This window comes from Kribbella sp. NPDC023972 (genome assembly GCF_040639075.1).
Classification (GTDB): domain Bacteria; phylum Actinomycetota; class Actinomycetes; order Propionibacteriales; family Kribbellaceae; genus Kribbella.
This window is the reverse complement of record NZ_JBEZZH010000009.1, coordinates 274,493-289,966: the sequence shown is the minus strand read 5'-3', so window position 1 is coordinate 289,966 and position 15,474 is coordinate 274,493. Positions and strand designations below refer to the sequence as shown.

At 68.5% G+C, this 15,474-nt stretch carries 17 protein-coding genes; 4 read left to right on the top strand and 13 right to left on the bottom strand.

What is annotated here, in order from left to right; genetic code table 11:
* The coding region (locus AB0F43_RS30905; RefSeq protein WP_360484735.1) for a hypothetical protein at positions 1-114 on the bottom strand (114 nt) is incomplete at its 3' end.
* Between the two features lie 142 nt (positions 115-256).
* Positions 257-1,438, bottom strand: a complete 1,182-nt coding sequence (locus tag AB0F43_RS30900) for a site-2 protease family protein (protein WP_360484703.1) — start codon at positions 1,436-1,438, stop codon at positions 257-259.
* A gap of 200 nt (positions 1,439-1,638) precedes the next feature.
* Here AB0F43_RS30900 and AB0F43_RS30895 point away from each other — a divergent pair, with 200 nt between their 5' ends.
* Positions 1,639-2,694, top strand: a complete 1,056-nt coding sequence (locus AB0F43_RS30895) for an NAD-dependent epimerase/dehydratase family protein (RefSeq protein WP_360484700.1) — start codon at positions 1,639-1,641, stop codon at positions 2,692-2,694.
* 122 nt (positions 2,695-2,816) lie between these two features.
* Here the strand turns inward: AB0F43_RS30895 and AB0F43_RS30890 are convergent, their stop codons facing one another.
* The 5 genes from AB0F43_RS30890 to AB0F43_RS30870 all read right to left on the bottom strand — a co-directional run bounded on the left by AB0F43_RS30890 (position 2,817) and on the right by AB0F43_RS30870 (position 7,117).
* Positions 2,817-3,578, bottom strand: a complete 762-nt coding sequence (locus tag AB0F43_RS30890) for a YebC/PmpR family DNA-binding transcriptional regulator (RefSeq protein WP_360484697.1) — start codon at positions 3,576-3,578, stop codon at positions 2,817-2,819.
* Between the two features lie 42 nt (positions 3,579-3,620).
* Complete coding sequence (gene pdxT, locus AB0F43_RS30885) at positions 3,621-4,214, bottom strand: pyridoxal 5'-phosphate synthase glutaminase subunit PdxT (protein ID WP_360484694.1); 594 nt, start codon at positions 4,212-4,214, stop codon at positions 3,621-3,623.
* A complete protein-coding gene (locus AB0F43_RS30880; protein WP_360484692.1) occupies positions 4,211-4,783 on the bottom strand; it encodes a hypothetical protein in 573 nt (190 codons plus the stop codon). The genes pdxT and AB0F43_RS30880 overlap by 4 nt, the downstream gene beginning before the upstream one ends.
* Positions 4,780-5,688, bottom strand: a complete 909-nt coding sequence (pdxS, locus tag AB0F43_RS30875; protein ID WP_360484689.1) for a pyridoxal 5'-phosphate synthase lyase subunit PdxS — start codon at positions 5,686-5,688, stop codon at positions 4,780-4,782. Before pdxS ends, AB0F43_RS30880 begins: the two co-directional genes overlap by 4 nt.
* A 73-nt stretch (positions 5,689-5,761) precedes the next feature.
* Entirely contained in the window at positions 5,762-7,117 is a 1,356-nt protein-coding gene (locus tag AB0F43_RS30870) for a PLP-dependent aminotransferase family protein (RefSeq protein WP_360484686.1), read from the bottom strand.
* 245 nt (positions 7,118-7,362) lie between these two features.
* Between AB0F43_RS30870 and AB0F43_RS30865 the strand changes: the two genes are divergently transcribed.
* Positions 7,363-9,018, top strand: coding sequence for a bifunctional 3'-5' exonuclease/DNA polymerase (locus AB0F43_RS30865; RefSeq protein WP_360484683.1), 1,656 nt, complete (start codon positions 7,363-7,365; stop codon positions 9,016-9,018).
* 239 nt (positions 9,019-9,257) lie between these two features.
* On the opposite strand, the gene AB0F43_RS30860 is transcribed toward AB0F43_RS30865, so the two are convergent.
* From AB0F43_RS30860 to AB0F43_RS30845, 4 genes are all read right to left on the bottom strand, one after another.
* Complete coding sequence (locus AB0F43_RS30860) at positions 9,258-9,437, bottom strand: hypothetical protein (protein WP_360484680.1); 180 nt, start codon at positions 9,435-9,437, stop codon at positions 9,258-9,260.
* A 50-nt stretch (positions 9,438-9,487) separates the two neighbouring features.
* Entirely contained in the window at positions 9,488-9,955 is a 468-nt protein-coding gene (locus tag AB0F43_RS30855; RefSeq protein WP_360484677.1) for a hypothetical protein, read from the bottom strand.
* Between the two features lie 250 nt (positions 9,956-10,205).
* Positions 10,206-11,165 carry an RNA polymerase subunit sigma-70 gene (locus AB0F43_RS30850; protein WP_360484674.1) on the bottom strand — a complete coding sequence of 320 codons (960 nt, stop codon included), beginning with the start codon at positions 11,163-11,165 and terminating at the stop codon, positions 10,206-10,208.
* On the bottom strand, positions 11,162-11,647 hold the full coding sequence (locus AB0F43_RS30845) for a hypothetical protein (RefSeq protein ID WP_360484671.1): 486 nt from the start codon (positions 11,645-11,647) through the stop codon (positions 11,162-11,164). Before AB0F43_RS30845 ends, AB0F43_RS30850 begins: the two co-directional genes overlap by 4 nt.
* Before the next feature lie 76 nt (positions 11,648-11,723).
* Between AB0F43_RS30845 and AB0F43_RS30840 the strand changes: the two genes are divergently transcribed.
* Positions 11,724-12,539: an S-methyl-5'-thioadenosine phosphorylase gene (locus AB0F43_RS30840; RefSeq protein ID WP_360484668.1), complete on the top strand. Its 816-nt coding sequence runs from the start codon at positions 11,724-11,726 to the stop codon at positions 12,537-12,539.
* A complete protein-coding gene (locus AB0F43_RS30835) occupies positions 12,536-13,606 on the top strand; it encodes an NAD-dependent epimerase/dehydratase family protein (protein ID WP_360484665.1) in 1,071 nt (356 codons plus the stop codon). The genes AB0F43_RS30840 and AB0F43_RS30835 overlap by 4 nt, the downstream gene beginning before the upstream one ends.
* Here the strand turns inward: AB0F43_RS30835 and AB0F43_RS30830 are convergent.
* Positions 13,551-14,672 carry a HAMP domain-containing sensor histidine kinase gene (locus tag AB0F43_RS30830; protein ID WP_360484662.1) on the bottom strand — a complete coding sequence of 374 codons (1,122 nt, stop codon included), beginning with the start codon at positions 14,670-14,672 and terminating at the stop codon, positions 13,551-13,553. The genes AB0F43_RS30835 and AB0F43_RS30830 overlap by 56 nt on opposite strands.
* A gap of 8 nt (positions 14,673-14,680) precedes the next feature.
* Positions 14,681-15,379: a response regulator transcription factor gene (locus AB0F43_RS30825; RefSeq protein ID WP_360484659.1), complete on the bottom strand. Its 699-nt coding sequence runs from the start codon at positions 15,377-15,379 to the stop codon at positions 14,681-14,683.
* Positions 15,380-15,474 lie beyond the last annotated feature (95 nt).

The window sequence follows — 15,474 nt, the reverse complement described above, 5'->3', positions numbered from 1 at the left end:
GCGCATGCCGAGCGCGGCCATGTCGAGGTGGACCATCGACTCGCGGACCGAGTGCGGGTCGGTGTTCACCACCACGATGACGGTGTCACTGAGCCGCTGCGGCTCCCGGCCCACGCCATACGGGGAAAAGTCGCCACCGGACGTGATTTTGCGTCAGCGAAGAGTGATCATGCGGATCAGGCCGGCATAGACGATCGTCATCGCCCTGAGTCATCGCAGTACGGCGACGCTCTTCGATCACCCACGTCCGAGCACGCTAGGCCCTGGGGCGGATGATCGCGGCCAGGTCGGCTCCGCTGAGGTCGCCGTACGGACCGCGCAGGCCGGTCAGTTGGAGCGAGCGCCTCACGTCGCTTGGCGAGACGATGCCGATGACGCGGTTGGCGTCGTCCACGACCACCGCACGGCCGTCGGAACAACCGGCCATCCGCGGCAGCAACTCGTCCAGCGGCTCGTCCGGACCGGCGGTCGGAACCTCGTCAGGACGGCAGGCGATATCCGCGAGGGTCAGCTCGTGCCGCCGTTCGTCCGGTACGTCCCGGACCCGGGTCAGCGTCGCCAACCCGATCAGCCGTCCTTCGGAGTCGACCAGCGGGTACGTCGAGTGCCGGTGAGCCCAGACCGTCTCGGTGACGAACTGAACGAGTGTCTGGTCCGGCTCGGCGGTCACCGGCCGAGCCGTCATGACTTCGCGAACCCGCATCCCATGCGTCGCCTGCGACAGCCGGCTCGCCTGCTCCTCGGCTCTCGCGGCGTTGACCAGGAACAGTCCGATCAGCACCAGCCACAACCCACCGAATCCGAGTCCCGCACCGGTTTGCAGAATTCCTGCGGCGATCAGCAGGAACCCGAACACTCGCCCCGCTCGCGCCGCGATCACCGCAGCCCGCAGTCGATCGTGCCGCCACGCCCACAGCGCGGCCCGCAACACCCGCCCGCCGTCGAGCGGAGCCGCCGGGAACAGGTTGAACACCGCCAGCACGACGTTGACGCCCGCCAGGTAGGCGAACACACCGGCGGCAAGCCCCATCGATCCCCCGGCAGTCAACGCGAGGGCGACGCCGCCGAACACGACTCCGACCACCAGGCTCGTCAGCGGACCAACCACGGCCACTCTGAAGTCGGCACCAGGGCTGCGCGGCTCTGACTCCAACTGGGCCACTCCGCCGAACAGCCACAGCGTGATGCTCTCGACCCCGATGCCGTTGCGCTTCGCGACCAGGGCATGTGCCAGCTCGTGAGCAAGCAGCGAGGCCAGGAACACCACGGCGGCGACCACCGATGCCGTCACGTACGCCGCCACGCTCCGCCCCGGAAAGGCCGACGGGAACCGGCCGATCGCCAGACTGGCAGCGACGATCACCACGATCACGAGCACACTGAAATTCAGCCCGATCCGTACCCCCGCGATCCTGCCCAGCCGCACCGACGCACGCATGCCGCACCTCCCGAGCACCGGTACCCGACGCACACCCGCTCCATGCGACGAACAAGCCGCGGAAGGGCCGGCGGACCAGCTCAAGCGCACCTTCTGATCATCGTTCGCGGCCAGCCATCCGTCCTCGACGGAAGGGTTTGTGCCAGTCCATGCTGGGCACCTGACATCGAGGTATCTGCCCCTGCGGGTGGAGGTGTCGAGTGCGGATTGTGGTGACTGGTGCCACCGGCAACGTCGGTACGGCGCTGATGACCGAGTTGATGACCACGTCCGGGATCGACTCGGTGGCCGGCCTCGCCCGCCGACCCGTACCGCCGGGCTACCTGGACCAGGTGGAGTGGCATCGAGCCGACGTCGCTGCGGACGACCTACTGCCGGTGCTTCGCGGCGCGGACGCGGTCGTGCACCTGGCCTGGTTGTTCCAGCCGACCCACCGACCCGAAGTCACCTGGCGGACCAACGTCGAGGGCACGGCATGCGTACTGCGGGCAGCGGCCGAGAGCGGTGCCGGGACGGTCGTGGTGGCGTCGTCCGTCGGCGCGTACTCGGCTCGTCGGTCGACCAGCCCGGTTGACGAGTCCTGGCCGACGTACGGGGTGCCAACGGCCGCCTACAGCCGCGAGAAGGCGTACGTCGAGCGCATGCTGGACAGCTTCGAGCATGAACGCCCCGGGACCCGGGTGGTGCGAATGCGAACCGCCTTCACCTTCCAACGCGCCGCAGCCGTCCAACAGCGCCGGCTGTTCCTCGGCCCGCTCGCGCCGACCTCGCTGCTGCGCTGGGCCCGTGTACCGCTCCTGCCCGATCCAGGTGGTGACCTCGTCCTGCAGGCGTTGCATGCGTCCGACGCCGCAAGGGCGTACCGACAAGCTGTACTGCGGCCTGTGCGAGGCGCGTTCAACGTCGCCGCGGAACCGGTACTGGACATGCCGCAAGTGGGCCGGCTGCTCCATGGCCGGGCGGTGCCGGTGCCCTTCCGCGTCGTACGTGCCGCGATGTCCGCGGCGTGGAACGCACATCTCGTCCCTGCCGCACCCGGACTGCTGGACCTGGCCCATGTGCTGCCGATGATGGCCACCGACCGTGCCCGCGAGGAGCTCGAGTGGGAACCGCGAATCTCGAGCATCGCGGCCGTCGAGGAATTCCTCGACGGACTGCGCTCGAGCGAAGGCGGACCCACACCTCCGCTCGCGGCATCCTCCGGCGGGCCGTGGCGCTGGCGCGAGTTCACGACCGGCGTCGGCACGCGGCCGTAGGCCGGCGCGCCTCGGTCGTCCCGAGGTGCGGAGGGCTCGGACAAGAAACCGGGACCATGAACAGGAAATGACCTGTCCACGGTCCCGGTTTGGTGTTCACGGCCCCGGCTGCGGGGCGAAGGTCAGCCGACCTCGGCCATGATCTCGTCGGAGACGTCGAAGTTCGCGTAGACGTTCTGGACGTCGTCGCTGTCCTCGAGAGCGTCGATCAGGCGGAAGATCTTGCCGGCGCCGTCGGCGTCCAGCTCGACCGTCATGGACGGGACGAACTGAACCTCGGCCGACTCGTAGTCGATCCCGGCGTCCTGCAGCGCGGTCCGGGCCGCGACGACGTCGGTCGCCTCGGTGACGACCTCCCAGGACTCACCCAGGTCGTTCACCTCTTCAGCGCCGGCCTCGAGCACGGCCTCCATCACGTCGTCCTCGGACAGCGACTTCCCTTCCTGCTCCTTGGCCAGCACGATGACGCCCTTGCGGTTGAACAGGTAGGCAACCGAGTTCGGGTCGGCCAGCGAGCCGCCGTTGCGGGACATCGCGGTCCGCACGTCCGCCGCCGCGCGGTTGCGGTTGTCGGTCAGGCACTCGACCAGCATCGCCACACCGTTCGGGCCGTAGCCCTCGTACATGATCGTCTGGTACTCCGCGCCACCGGCCTCGGCACCCGAGCCACGTTTGACCGCGCGGTCGATGTTGTCGTTCGGGACCGACGACTTCTTCGCCTTCTGGATGGCGTCGTACAGGGTCGGGTTCCCGCCAGGGTCGCCACCGCCCATCCGGGCGGCCACCTCGATGTTCTTGATCAGCTTCGCGAAGAGCTTGCCGCGCCTCGCGTCGATGACGGCCTTCTTGTGCTTCGTGGTGGCCCACTTGGAGTGGCCTGACATGGCGAACCCAACCCTTCTACACCGCTGCTACCTGCGAACGACTCAGAGGCCGCGGACCAGCTCGGCGAAGTAGCCGTGCAGCCTGGCGTCCCCGGTCATCTCCGGATGGAACGACGTGGCCAGCAGCCGATCATGGCGAACCGCGACGATCCTACCCGCGGCGGGGCCCGAGCTCACCGTCGAGAGTACCTCCACGTCCTGCCCGACCCGTTCCACCCACGGTGCCCGGATGAACACCGCGTGGTACGGCGTGTCGAACGCGGCGAACTCCAGGTCCGCCTCGAACGAGTCCACCTGCCGGCCGAACGCGTTCCGCCGTACCGTCACGTCCAGACCGCCGAGGGTTTCCTGACCCTCGATCCCGCCGGTGATCTCGTTCGCCAGCATGATCATCCCGGCACAGGTGCCGAACACCGGCATCCCGTCCGCGATCCGCTTCTGCAGCGGCTCGAACAGGTCGAACGCACGGGCCAGCTTGTCCATCGTGGTCGACTCACCACCGGGCAGCACCAGCGCGTCCACCTGCTCCAGCTCGGACGGCCGCCGTACCGGCCGCGCCTCGACGCCGACCTCGGTCAGCATGGCAACGTGCTCACGCACGTTGCCCTGCAGCGCAAAGACACCGATCACGCTCATAGCTTCACTCTCCGGTGCCAGTCGAGGGTTACCTCGATCCGGCCCTCGTCGAAAAGGGCTGGCAGCCCGTGCTGATGGAGCAGCGCGAGCACGTCCTCCAGGAGCGGTTCGCCCGGCGCGACGTTGGCTGTGTCCGGGTGCCAGAGCTTGAGCTCGAGCATGCCGAAGTCGACCGCGTGCCAGACGTCGGTATCGGTGAAGAACACCAGTCCGGTCGGGGCCTCGGCAGCTTCCAGCGCCTGCTTGGCGGCGTGGTGGTCCGACGTGTACCGGACCACCACGAGTCCACGTGCCTCCAGCTCGGCCAGTACGGCGTCCAGCCGATCCGGATCGGTGGTCGCGGGCCAGTCCTTGGCGTCCGCGTCGAGGTCGATCACCGCTTCCCCGATCAGCAGCGGTACCAGAGCGGTCGCGTCCATCGACGGTGCGTCCTCCTGGACGGCCTCGGTCAACGCCGCCGTGATGGCGGCATGGTCGGCGTACCCGGACCGGACCATGACGCGGGCCAGCCCCCGCAGCTCGCGGGCGGTCCGCTCGTCCACCGCCAGCAGGCCCTCCGGTGTCGTCACCAGCCGCGCTCGGCGAGCCGGTGCGGCTGCGGGATCTCGTCGACGTTGATGCCGACCATCGCCTCACCCAGGCCGCGGGACACCTTGGCGAGTACGTCCGGGTCGTCGTAGAAGGTGGTCGCCTTCACGATCGCCTCGGCGCGCTGGGCCGGGTTGCCCGACTTGAAGATGCCGGAGCCGACGAACACACCCTCGGCGCCGAGCTGCATCATCATCGCGGCGTCGGCCGGGGTGGCGATGCCACCCGCGGTGAACAGCACCACGGGAAGCTTGCCCAGGGCAGCGACCTCCTTGACCAGCTCGTACGGCGCCTGCAGCTCCTTGGCCGCGACGTACAGCTCGTCCTCGGGGAGGCTCTGCAGCTTGCGGATCTCCTGGCGGATCTGGCGCATGTGGGTGGTCGCGTTGGAGACGTCACCGGTGCCGGCCTCGCCCTTGGAGCGGATCATCGCCGCACCCTCGGTGATCCGGCGCAGCGCCTCGCCCAGGTTGGTCGCACCACACACGAACGGCACGGTGAACCGCCACTTGTCGATGTGGTTCGCGTAGTCGGCCGGGGTGAGCACCTCGGACTCGTCGATGTAGTCGACACCGAGGCTCTGCAGGATCTGCGCCTCGACGAAGTGACCGATCCGGGCCTTGGCCATCACCGGGATCGAGACGGCGTTGATGATGCCGTCGATCATGTCCGGGTCGCTCATCCGGGAGACGCCGCCCTGCGCGCGGATGTCGGCCGGAACCCGCTCCAGCGCCATCACCGCGACCGCGCCGGCGTCCTCGGCGATCTTGGCCTGCTCGGCGGTGACCACGTCCATGATCACGCCGCCCTTGAGCATCTCCGCCATACCGCGCTTGACCTTCGCCGTACCGGTTTGCGGCGCCTCGGGGGTCTGGTTCTCCGTCACTGCTTCCTCCTGGTCGTGGGGCTCACTGTCCAGATTAGGGGGCGGTCGGTACGGATCTTCAGTCCACCTCGGATCAAGTGGACTGAGCCAGGGCCGCCCCCAGTCGGGCGACGACCAGGCGGAGGGTTGCCGGCGGCGCGGTGAACGGGATCCGGATGTGCCGGCGGTCCGTCCCGTCCGGCGTGAACAGGTCCCCAGCACCCAGCAGCAGCCCCTGTTCGCGGGCCTTGTCCAGCACTCGTCGCGCCCTGGTCTCCGTCAGCTCAAGCCACAACGTCATGCCACCCGTCGGGGTGGGCCAGGCCACACCGTCGAGTGTTTTGAGACCGGTCTCCAACGCACTCAGGTTGGCCCGCAGCCGCGTCCGGCGCCGGCTGATCACCCTGTCGAGGCGGCCGAGGATTGCCTGGGCCAGCAAGTCGTCCAGCGCGCTCGGCGAAGCCACGCTGAGCTGGGCAGCGGTGTTGATACGCCGCCTGAGCTGCTTGCCCGTCCGAACCCAGCCGACGCGCAGTCCACCCCACACCGTCTTACTCAGCGAGCCCACACTGACTGTGCGCGGGTAGCGACTCAGTGGCTCGGCCTGCTCGCCACTGGCCAACCACAGTGGCCTCATGGTCTCGTCGCTGATCAGTGCGGCGCCGTACCGCCTCGCGATCTCGACTACCGCCGTACGACGGTCCGGCGGGAGGCTCAGGCCGGTCGGGTTGTGGTTGTCGGCCTGCAGGTAGATGACCTTGGGGCGGTGCCGTCTGCAGAGATGAGCGAGCTGGTCGGTGTCCCAGACCCCAGCGGGCCAGGTGGCGACGTCCAGGCGGTGTTTGCGGAGCAGGTCGAAGGCAGCCGGGTACGTCGGGGTCTCGGTGATCGCTACACCGGGTCCGAGGTCCAGCCCGGCCAGTGCGGCGTTGAGTCCCGCTGCCGCGCCTACGGTCAGCGTGAGCTGATCCGGCTCGGTCGGTACGCCCTCTGTGGTCAATCGCTCGGCCAGCGCCGTACGGAGCTCCAATGAACCGCCGGGAGGTGGCCCGTCGCCGCCCATCGCTTGCGGGAGGCCGTTCTCGACGATCTGCGCGGCCACCTCTGCCACATCATGCGGTGCGGCGGTGGTCGCGAACCGTAGGTCCAGCACCGGCTGGTCCCCCGCCGTCACGGTCGACGCCGGTGCGATCGGGTCCAGCAGCCGGTCAAGCGGTCGCACGACAGTCCCGGAGCCGCGCTTGGTCTCCAGTACGCCGTCTTGGCGGAGCTGATCCAACGCGCGTACGACGGTCACCCGGCTCAGCCCGAGTCGCTCGGCCAGCACCCGCTCCGAGGGCAACCGCGAACCGATCGACAGGTCCCCGCGCTCGATCCGCCGCAACACGAGCGCCTCGACCTGCTCGGTCTTCGTCCCGTCCGCAGGGTCAAGATCACCGTCCCGCCACATAAGTCCAGTCTCGCACAACTGGCCTGACGCTCCACCGGCCCGTAGCCACCACCTCCGCGCCACACCCCACGACCGAAGCCACCATGCCCGCGCCACTGAAGCCACCGTGCAACAACGCGCAGATGGGGTATCGAGTGTGGCCTCCTTGCCGGAGGTAAGCCTTTGCCGGGCGCACGGTTGCCACAGTCGGGGGATGTGGTCTGCCGTAACCCGAAATGTCGGTGGGGGGTGTGAGGATTTGGGATGTGGATGAGCGGTGGGCGATTGCGCCGGCGGATGGTGGACGGGCGGTGCTCGTTGCCCTACAGCCGGACGGTCAGCCTGCCGGCGAGGTGCTGCACGAGCCGAATCTCGCGGCCGCGGTGGGCTCGCGTCCGCACGTGACGCGGTGGGTGTGGCGGTCGACGTCGGAGATCTACCCACGGTTGCTGGAGAGCGGCGTACGCGTGGAACGCTGCTACGACATCGAGAACAGCGAAGGCCTGCTACTAGGTCACGAGGGGCGGCTGGGTGAGCCGCGATCGGCCGCGGCGGCGTGGGCGCGGTTGACCGGGCGGCCGGTGCCACCGGATCCGCCGCTGCGTCCCGTCGTACCGGGCGAGCAATCGTCGCTGTTCGAGATCCACGAGGAGCCGGTTCCGTTCGACGCGTTGCTCCAGGTGTACGCCGACCAACTGCGACGGCATGCGTTGACGGAGCATCCGGACCGCATGCGGTTGCTCACGGCATCGGAATCGTCGGGGATGCTGATCGCCGCCGAGATGGATCGGGCCGGGCTGCCGTGGAGCGAGCCGGCGCATCGTGAGTTGCTGACCGAGCTGCTCGGCGAACGGTTCGGCGGCACCGGGGAGCCGCGTCGGTTGACCGAGTTGGCGGACGAGGTGTCGGCGGCGTTCGGTCGCCGGGTGCGTCCGGATCTGCCGGCCGACGTACTGAAGGCGTTCAAGTCGGCCGGGTACCAGTTGAAGTCGACGCGGCGGTGGGAGCTGGAGACGATCGACCATCCGGCAGTCGCGCCACTGATCGAGTACAAGAAGCTCTACCGCATCTACACCGCGAACGGCTGGACCTGGCTGCAGGACTGGGTCCACGACGGGCGGTTCCGGCCCGGTTTCCTCCCCGGCGGGACGGTCTCGGGCCGCTGGGTCACCAACGGCGGTGGCGGCCTGCAGATCCCCAAGGTCATCCGCCGGGCAGTCGTCGCCGACCCCGGCTGGCGCCTGGTCGTCGCGGACGCTTCACAACTCGAGCCGCGCATCCTCGCCGCGATCTCCCGCGACCCTGCACTGATGGAGGTCGCGAGCGATCCCGGCGACCTCTACAAAGCGGTCTCGGACCAGGCCTTCTCCGGTGACCGCGCGCAGGCGAAGCTCGCCGTACTCGGTGCCATCTACGGCCAGACCTCCGGCGACGGCCTCAAGAACCTCGCCATGCTCCGTCAGCGCTTCCCCAAGGCCGTCGCGTACGTCGACGCCGCCGCCCGAGCCGGCGAGGAAGGCCGCCTCGTCCGCACGTGGCTGGGCCGGACCTGCCCACCGGCCGGCACCCCACTGGACGCCGCGATGCTCGAAGGCCCGCCAGCCGACGAACCCCAAACCGACGCCCGCCACGCAAGAGCCCGCGGCCGCTTCACCCGCAACTTCGTAGTCCAAGGCTCCGCCGCCGACTGGGCCCTGCTGATGCTGGCCGCCCTCCGCCAATCCATCGCCAACCTGAAAGCCGAGCTGGTCTTCTTCCAACACGACGAGGTCATAGTCCACTGCCCCACCGAAGAAGCCGAACAGGTAGCCGAAGCCATCCAATCCGCCAGCAACCTGGCCGGCACCCTGACCTTCGGCCCCACCCCCACCCACTTCGCCTTCACCACAGCCACCGTAAAAACCTACGCCGACGCGAAGTAGCACCCCTTGGTTCGGGAAACGCAGGGAATCCATTTGCACATGCAGGACACAACCGGTCTACCTATTCTTCGGATCTGGTCAAAAATAGTTCATACGTGTCTTCAGCGACCAGATCCCGAGCGGCAGCAAGTATAAATTCCACCCCAGGTTCCCGGACGATGACTCCGTCGGTAACGGCAAAGTAGGCACCACTTGCGTTCTCACCGGTACCTCTCCACCGCTCCATGAGTCGCCCCACCTCAGCCAGCGAAAAGAAGGTTGCCGCCCACGAACCCGTCCTGGTATGTCATCCATCCATCTACATTGCACACCTGATCTAATGGTTCACCCTCTTCCAGCAGCAAGCGTAGCCGGAAGGTCGGTTCTTCAAAAACCGTATATACACTATCTTCCATAGAGTTTGTCAATCGCTTGATCACGGCAGGCTCATCACTCTTGTTCGCCTTCCCGACAATCCGACAGCAGGCCGTCAGTGGCTGAGGTTCAACCGAGCGAAGTTCGCGCAGTCGGGGGATGCGATGTCAAGGACCTCGAGACACGCGTCCGTCACGACCGTGGGGCCGGCGATAGCCTCCTGTACCAGAAGCCAACCTCCGGCGGCAGCCTTCTCGAGACATCGCTTACCTAGGTCGTCAGCTCGATAGCTGGCGGCCTGAACCAAGTGGAACAGCAGGTCCAGAATGGCGATACGCACAGGTTGCGGACGCTCATCGATCAGAGACGCGAACAGTACGGAGATGGTGGGTTCAGCCGCGCTGAAGATGTCGTCCTGCACGAAGACGTGGTTCTCCATCTTCTCCCACAGTTCCCGCCTCCCGGCCACTGGGCTCTCAGCAACGAACTCGGCCGATTGCCGGCCGAACCGAGTAGCCGGCCCGTCGAGCGACTGATACCTCGACCAATCCACCGTCCCGATGACCACGTCTGCGACGGTCAACTCTCCTCCTTCATGACCCCAGGCTCCGCCTGCATCGGCCCTTGTACCTGCCGGAAACAGGGACGGGGGATGCTTCGGCTGACACTGAACGCACACGTCCATCGGCTGCCAGGTCAATTCTCCCGTCCCAGCATCCCGTCGCCACCCGAACGGTCGACTCATCTGCCCACCTGGAGCGACCCCCTGAGCTACATCCTCAGCGTGGATGCCTCCCGGGCGCGGGTCGGATGCGTAGTACACGGTCGCATTCCTACAGGTGAGGTGGGAGGTTGAGGCGGGTGAAGTCTGTTAATTGGTAGGCGGTTATTTCGGCTATGAGGGATTGTTCTATGCGGAAGATGTCGACGCCGAAGGGGTGGAAGGTGGGTTGGGTGGGGGTGCGGAGGTAGGCGGCGAGGGTGGGTTGGTGGTTGAGGGTGGTGGGGAGGAAGCGCCAGGTGCCTCGGTAGGTGTTGCCGGAGGGGTCCAGGTTGGCGGCTAGGACGCGGTGGGCGGTGGTGCGGCCCTCGAACCAGAAGGGGTACGGCGGCATCGTGAGGCGGACGTCTTCGTGCATCAACGCGGCCAGGGCGGCGGGATCGGCTGCGTCCCAGGCGGCCATGTACTTGCGCAGGAGCTCTTGCTCGACGGCCGACGACGACGAAGCCGACCACTCGGACCGGTGGGACGGCAGGTGGTCGCGGAGGACTGGGCGGGCGCGCTGGAGGGCGGAGTTCACCGCGGCGACGGTCAACGAGACGGCCTCGGCGGTTTCGCGGGCCGACCACCCGAGGACGTCGCGGAAGATCAGGACGGCGCGCTGGCGCGGCGGGAGGTGCTGGATCGCCACCAAGAACGCCAGCTCGATCGTCTCCCGGCGTACGACGACCGCGTCCGGCTCCTGCGAATCATCGAGCCGAACGTCGGGGAACGGCTGCAGCCACGGCACGTCCTCTCGCGCGGGTAGCGCGGTAGCAGGGAAGGACGCGGGTTCGAGCTGGTACGGCAGGACGCGTTGTGGACGGCGTACGTCGTCGATGCAGGCGTTGGTCGCGATCCGGTAGAGCCAGGCACGCAAGGAAGAGCGGCCTTCGAAACTCTCCCGCGCCCGCCACGCGCGCAGGAACGTCTCCTGGACCATCTCCTCGGCATCGTCGTACGAACCGAGGAGCCGGTAGCAGTGCACCAAGAGCTCGGGACGGTAACGGCCCACCTGCTCCGCGAAAGTCAACTTCCGTCCTCCAGTTCGATGGTGGAAGGCATCGGCGCGTGGCCGGACAGCCGCAGCCAGGTGACCAGCCGGCGTCGGCGCAGATCCCGCGTCGACACCACGATGTCGTTGTGGAACCGGCGCGCCAACTGGACCCGCCGCATCGCCAGGCTCAGCTCCCCGGCCCACGGTTCCACCTCGGTGCCGGTGGCATTGATCGCCCGGGTCAGCGCGGACTCCCGCTGCTCACGCTCCTCCGGCGACGCGGTCCGGGCACGATGGGCCGCGTCCAGCAACAACAGTGACGAGGCAGGATCGAGAATGCCGGTCCCGGCCAGCTCCGCGACCAGCGCCGCTCGCCGGGCCAGTTCCGCCTCCAGGACCGCCCGCGCACTTTCGACCCGGTGATGCAGCCGATCGAGCCGCCCCGCCGTCCAGCTCGCGTACGCCCCGAGCAGCAGCAGTACGGCGGCGACCGCGACCAGCACCCAGGAAACGTCCACGGCCCCATTCGACCACCCCCTTACGGAACGCTGACGGCTCGGCCGAATCCAGTGATCAACGACTAGCGTCGGGACCATGGCTGACATCGGAGTGATCGGCGGGTCCGGCTTCTACGAGTTCCTGTCCGAGGCGCACACCATCGCGATCGACACACCGTTCGGCCCGCCGAGTGAGCTGCCCGTCGTCGGCGATCTCAACGGGCGCGAGGTCGCGTTCATCCCGCGGCACGGCGCGGATCACCGGTTCCCGCCGCACCGGGTGAACTACCGCGCCAACCTATGGGCCCTGCGCCACCTCGGCGTTCGGCAGGTGCTCGGCCCGTGCGCCGTCGGATCGCTGAAACCCGAGCTCGTCCCGGGCACGTTCGTCGTACCGGACCAGTACGTCGACCGCACCTGGGGCCGGGCGCACACCGTGTACGACGAGGCGCCCGTCGTGCACACGTCCGCCGCCGATCCCTACTGCCCGGCCGGACGGGCCACGGTGATTGCTACCGGCAACGTCGTACCGGACGGCACGATGGTGGTGATCAACGGTCCACGGTTCTCCACCCGCGCGGAGTCGCGGTGGCACGCCGCGCAGGGCTGGTCGGTGGTCGGCATGACCGGGGCGCCCGAGGCGTCGATCGCCCGCGAACTTGCCCTCTGCTACACCTCGATCGCCGTCGTCACCGATCACGACGCCGGCGTCCAGCAGGGCGACGGCGTCTCCCAGGCCGAAGTCTTCCAAGCCTTCGCAGAGTCCATGGAACGCCTCCGGCAGCTCATCACCGAGGTGATCGGCCAGCTACCGAAGCCGGACACGGACTGCCCCTGCCGCCACGCACTCGACGGAACCGCCGCGCAACTCGACGGAACCGCCGCGCAACTCGACGGAACGGCCGCGGAATGAGAGTGCTGCTGACCGGTGGCGCCGGCTTCATCGGCCGCCAGGTGCACGACCAACTCGTTGCCGAGGGCCACAAAGTGACCGTGCTCGACTCCTTCCGCCCCGACGTGCACACTGACACACCAGAACCCGAACCCGGCCTGATCATCGGCGATGTCCGCGACGCGACCACCGTGGCCGCCGCCCTCGACGGCATCGACACCGTCATCCATCTGGCCGCGAAGGTCGGGCTCGGCGTCGACCTCGACGACCTGGACGACTACGTCTCCAGCAACAGCCTCGGTACGGCGGTCCTGCTCCGGCAACTCGCCCAAACGAAGATCCGCCGGCTCGTCTACGCCAGTTCGATGGTGGTGTACGGCGAGGGCCGCTACGACTGCGATCAGCACGGCCGGGTCGCACCCGGTCCACGCCGGCCGGAGGATCTGGACGCCGGCCGCTTCGAACCGCCGTGCCCGGTCTGCGGTGAGCAGCTGAAACCCGGTCTGGTCGAGGAGGACGCCGTACTCGATCCGCGCAACGCCTACGCGGCCAGCAAGCTCAGTGGTGAACACCTCGCCGGGTCCTGGGCCCGCGAGACCAACGGAAAAGTCACGTCGCTCCGCTTCCACAACGTCTACGGCCCCGGGATGCCCCGCAACACGCCGTACGCCGGTGTCGCCGCGATCTTCCGCTCGGCCCTGGAACGCGGCGAACCCCCGACGGTCTACGAGGACGGCGACCAGCGGCGCGACTTCATCCACGTGCGCGACGTCGCCACAGCTGTCACGGCCACGGCCGCCGCGCTCCCCGACCAACCACCCGTGACGACCTACAACGTCGGCAGCGGCACCGTCCACACCATCGGCGAGCTGGCCGCCGAGCTCTCCCGCGCCTACAACGGCCCGCTCCCCGTCACCACCGCCCAGTACCGCCTGGGCGATGTCCGCCACATCACCGCGTCCTCTGAGCGTCTCCGCAACGACCTCGGCTGGAAGCCCGGCTACGACCTCAGCACCGGTCTGGACGATCTCCTCAGGGGTTGGCCGGAAGCTCGATCTCGAACGCGCAGCCGCCGGCAACGTTGCTGACGGCAATGGTCCCGGCATGGGACTCGACGACGCCGCGGGCGATGGCGAGCCCCAGCCCGCCGCCGCCATCGGCCGGGGTCCGTTGCTCGTCGCCGCGCCAGCCGATGTCGAAGACCCGGTCCAGGTCGTCGGCCGGGATGCCGCCGCAGCCGTCGGTGACCGCGAGCCGGACCCGTCCGTCCGGTTCGCGGTCGACGGTCAGCGTGACGGTTTCCTCCGGCTTCGTGTGCCGGATCGCGTTGTCCACCAGGTTCGTCACCGCGCGGGTCAGCTCGTCCGGATCTCCCTGGACGGCGAGCCGATCGTCATCCGGCGGGGTCGACACCAGGAGCCGGACACCCGAGACCCTCGCGCGCTCACCGCTCTCCCCCGCCACGTCCTCCGCGAGCTCCCGCAGCGACACGGCCGAGCGTCGTCGTGGCGGTGGTGCCGCGGACAACCGGGACAGCTCGAAGAGGTCGTCCACCAATCCGGTCATCCGGTCGACCGTCGCGCGCATCTGCCGCAGCGCCGTCGGTACGTCGTCGATCACACCGTCCTCGAGTCCTTCCGACACGGCGCGCAGGCCGGCCAGCGGCGTCCGCAGGTCGTGGGACATGAACGCGACCAGCTCCCGGCGACTCGCCTCGAGCGCACGTTCCCGGTCGTGCGACGCCGCGAGTTTGCGACGCGTCGTCTCCAGCTCGTCCGTCAGGGCAGCCAGCTCGGCCGGCACCGAGCTCCGCGACGCGGCGGCCGGCGGCTCGTACGACGTACCGAGGTGGCGGAGCCGTCGTCCGACGTCACGCGAGCCGGTGCTGATCCAGTGGCCGAGCAGGACCGACATCGCCAGCCCGAGCAGGGCCGCGAAGGCCAGCGTCCACAGCACCACCCACGAGTCGTGTTCGGAGATGAACATCGCCCGCACGCTCTGCACGACCGCGGCCAGTGCGGCCGCCATCGGGGCGAGCGCCGCCACGATCATCGTCGTCCGCAACGAGCGGCGCCGGAACTGCCACAGGATCGCCGCCCCGACGGCTGCGACCACCAGGGTCCACAGCGTGGTCAGCGCCAGGATCGTGATCATGTCCCGGTTCATTCGACTGCTCCGGCGAAGCGGTACCCGGTCCGGGGCACGGTCAGAACCAGCTTGGGGTCGGACGGATCGGCCTCGATCTTCTCCCGCAGCCGCCGTACGTGGACTGTCACCGTCGACGAGTCGCCGAAGTCCCAGCCCCAGACCCGGCGGAGCAGCTCGGCCTTCGTGTACGCCTTGCCCGGATGCGACACCAGATAGGTCAGCAGGTCGAACTCGCGATGCGTCAACGACAGCTCGGTGCCGTCCAGATACGCGATCCGGGCGGCGGTGTCGATCGTGACCGGCCCGGCGCTGAGCTTGGTCGGCGTCAGGTCGAGGCCCGCCAGCCGCTCCTCCCGCCGCAGCATCGCCTGTACCCGCAGCGTCAGCTCACGTGGGCTGAACGGCTTCACCACATAGTCGTCCGCGCCGACCTCCAGCCCGACCAGCCGGTCCTCCTCCTCGCCACGGGCGGACAGCATGATCACCGCGGCACCGTCGTCGGCCGCGCGCATCCGGCGCAGCACCTCCAACCCGGACAGGCCCGGCAGCATCACGTCCAGTACGACGACCGACGGCTTCCACTGCTGCCACACCTCGACCGCCGCGACACCGTCGGCCACCACGCGGGCGTCGTACCCGGCCTTGGTCAGGTACGCCGAAACCACGTTCGACACGGTCGGGTCGTCGTCCACCACGAGCACACGAGTAGCCACGGTTAGAGCGTAGATCTTCAGCCCGGCCCAACGGTCGGTCCGCACCGCGCCGCGTCCCGACGTAAGCGATCCGTAGTCGTGCCCGGCACCCTGCG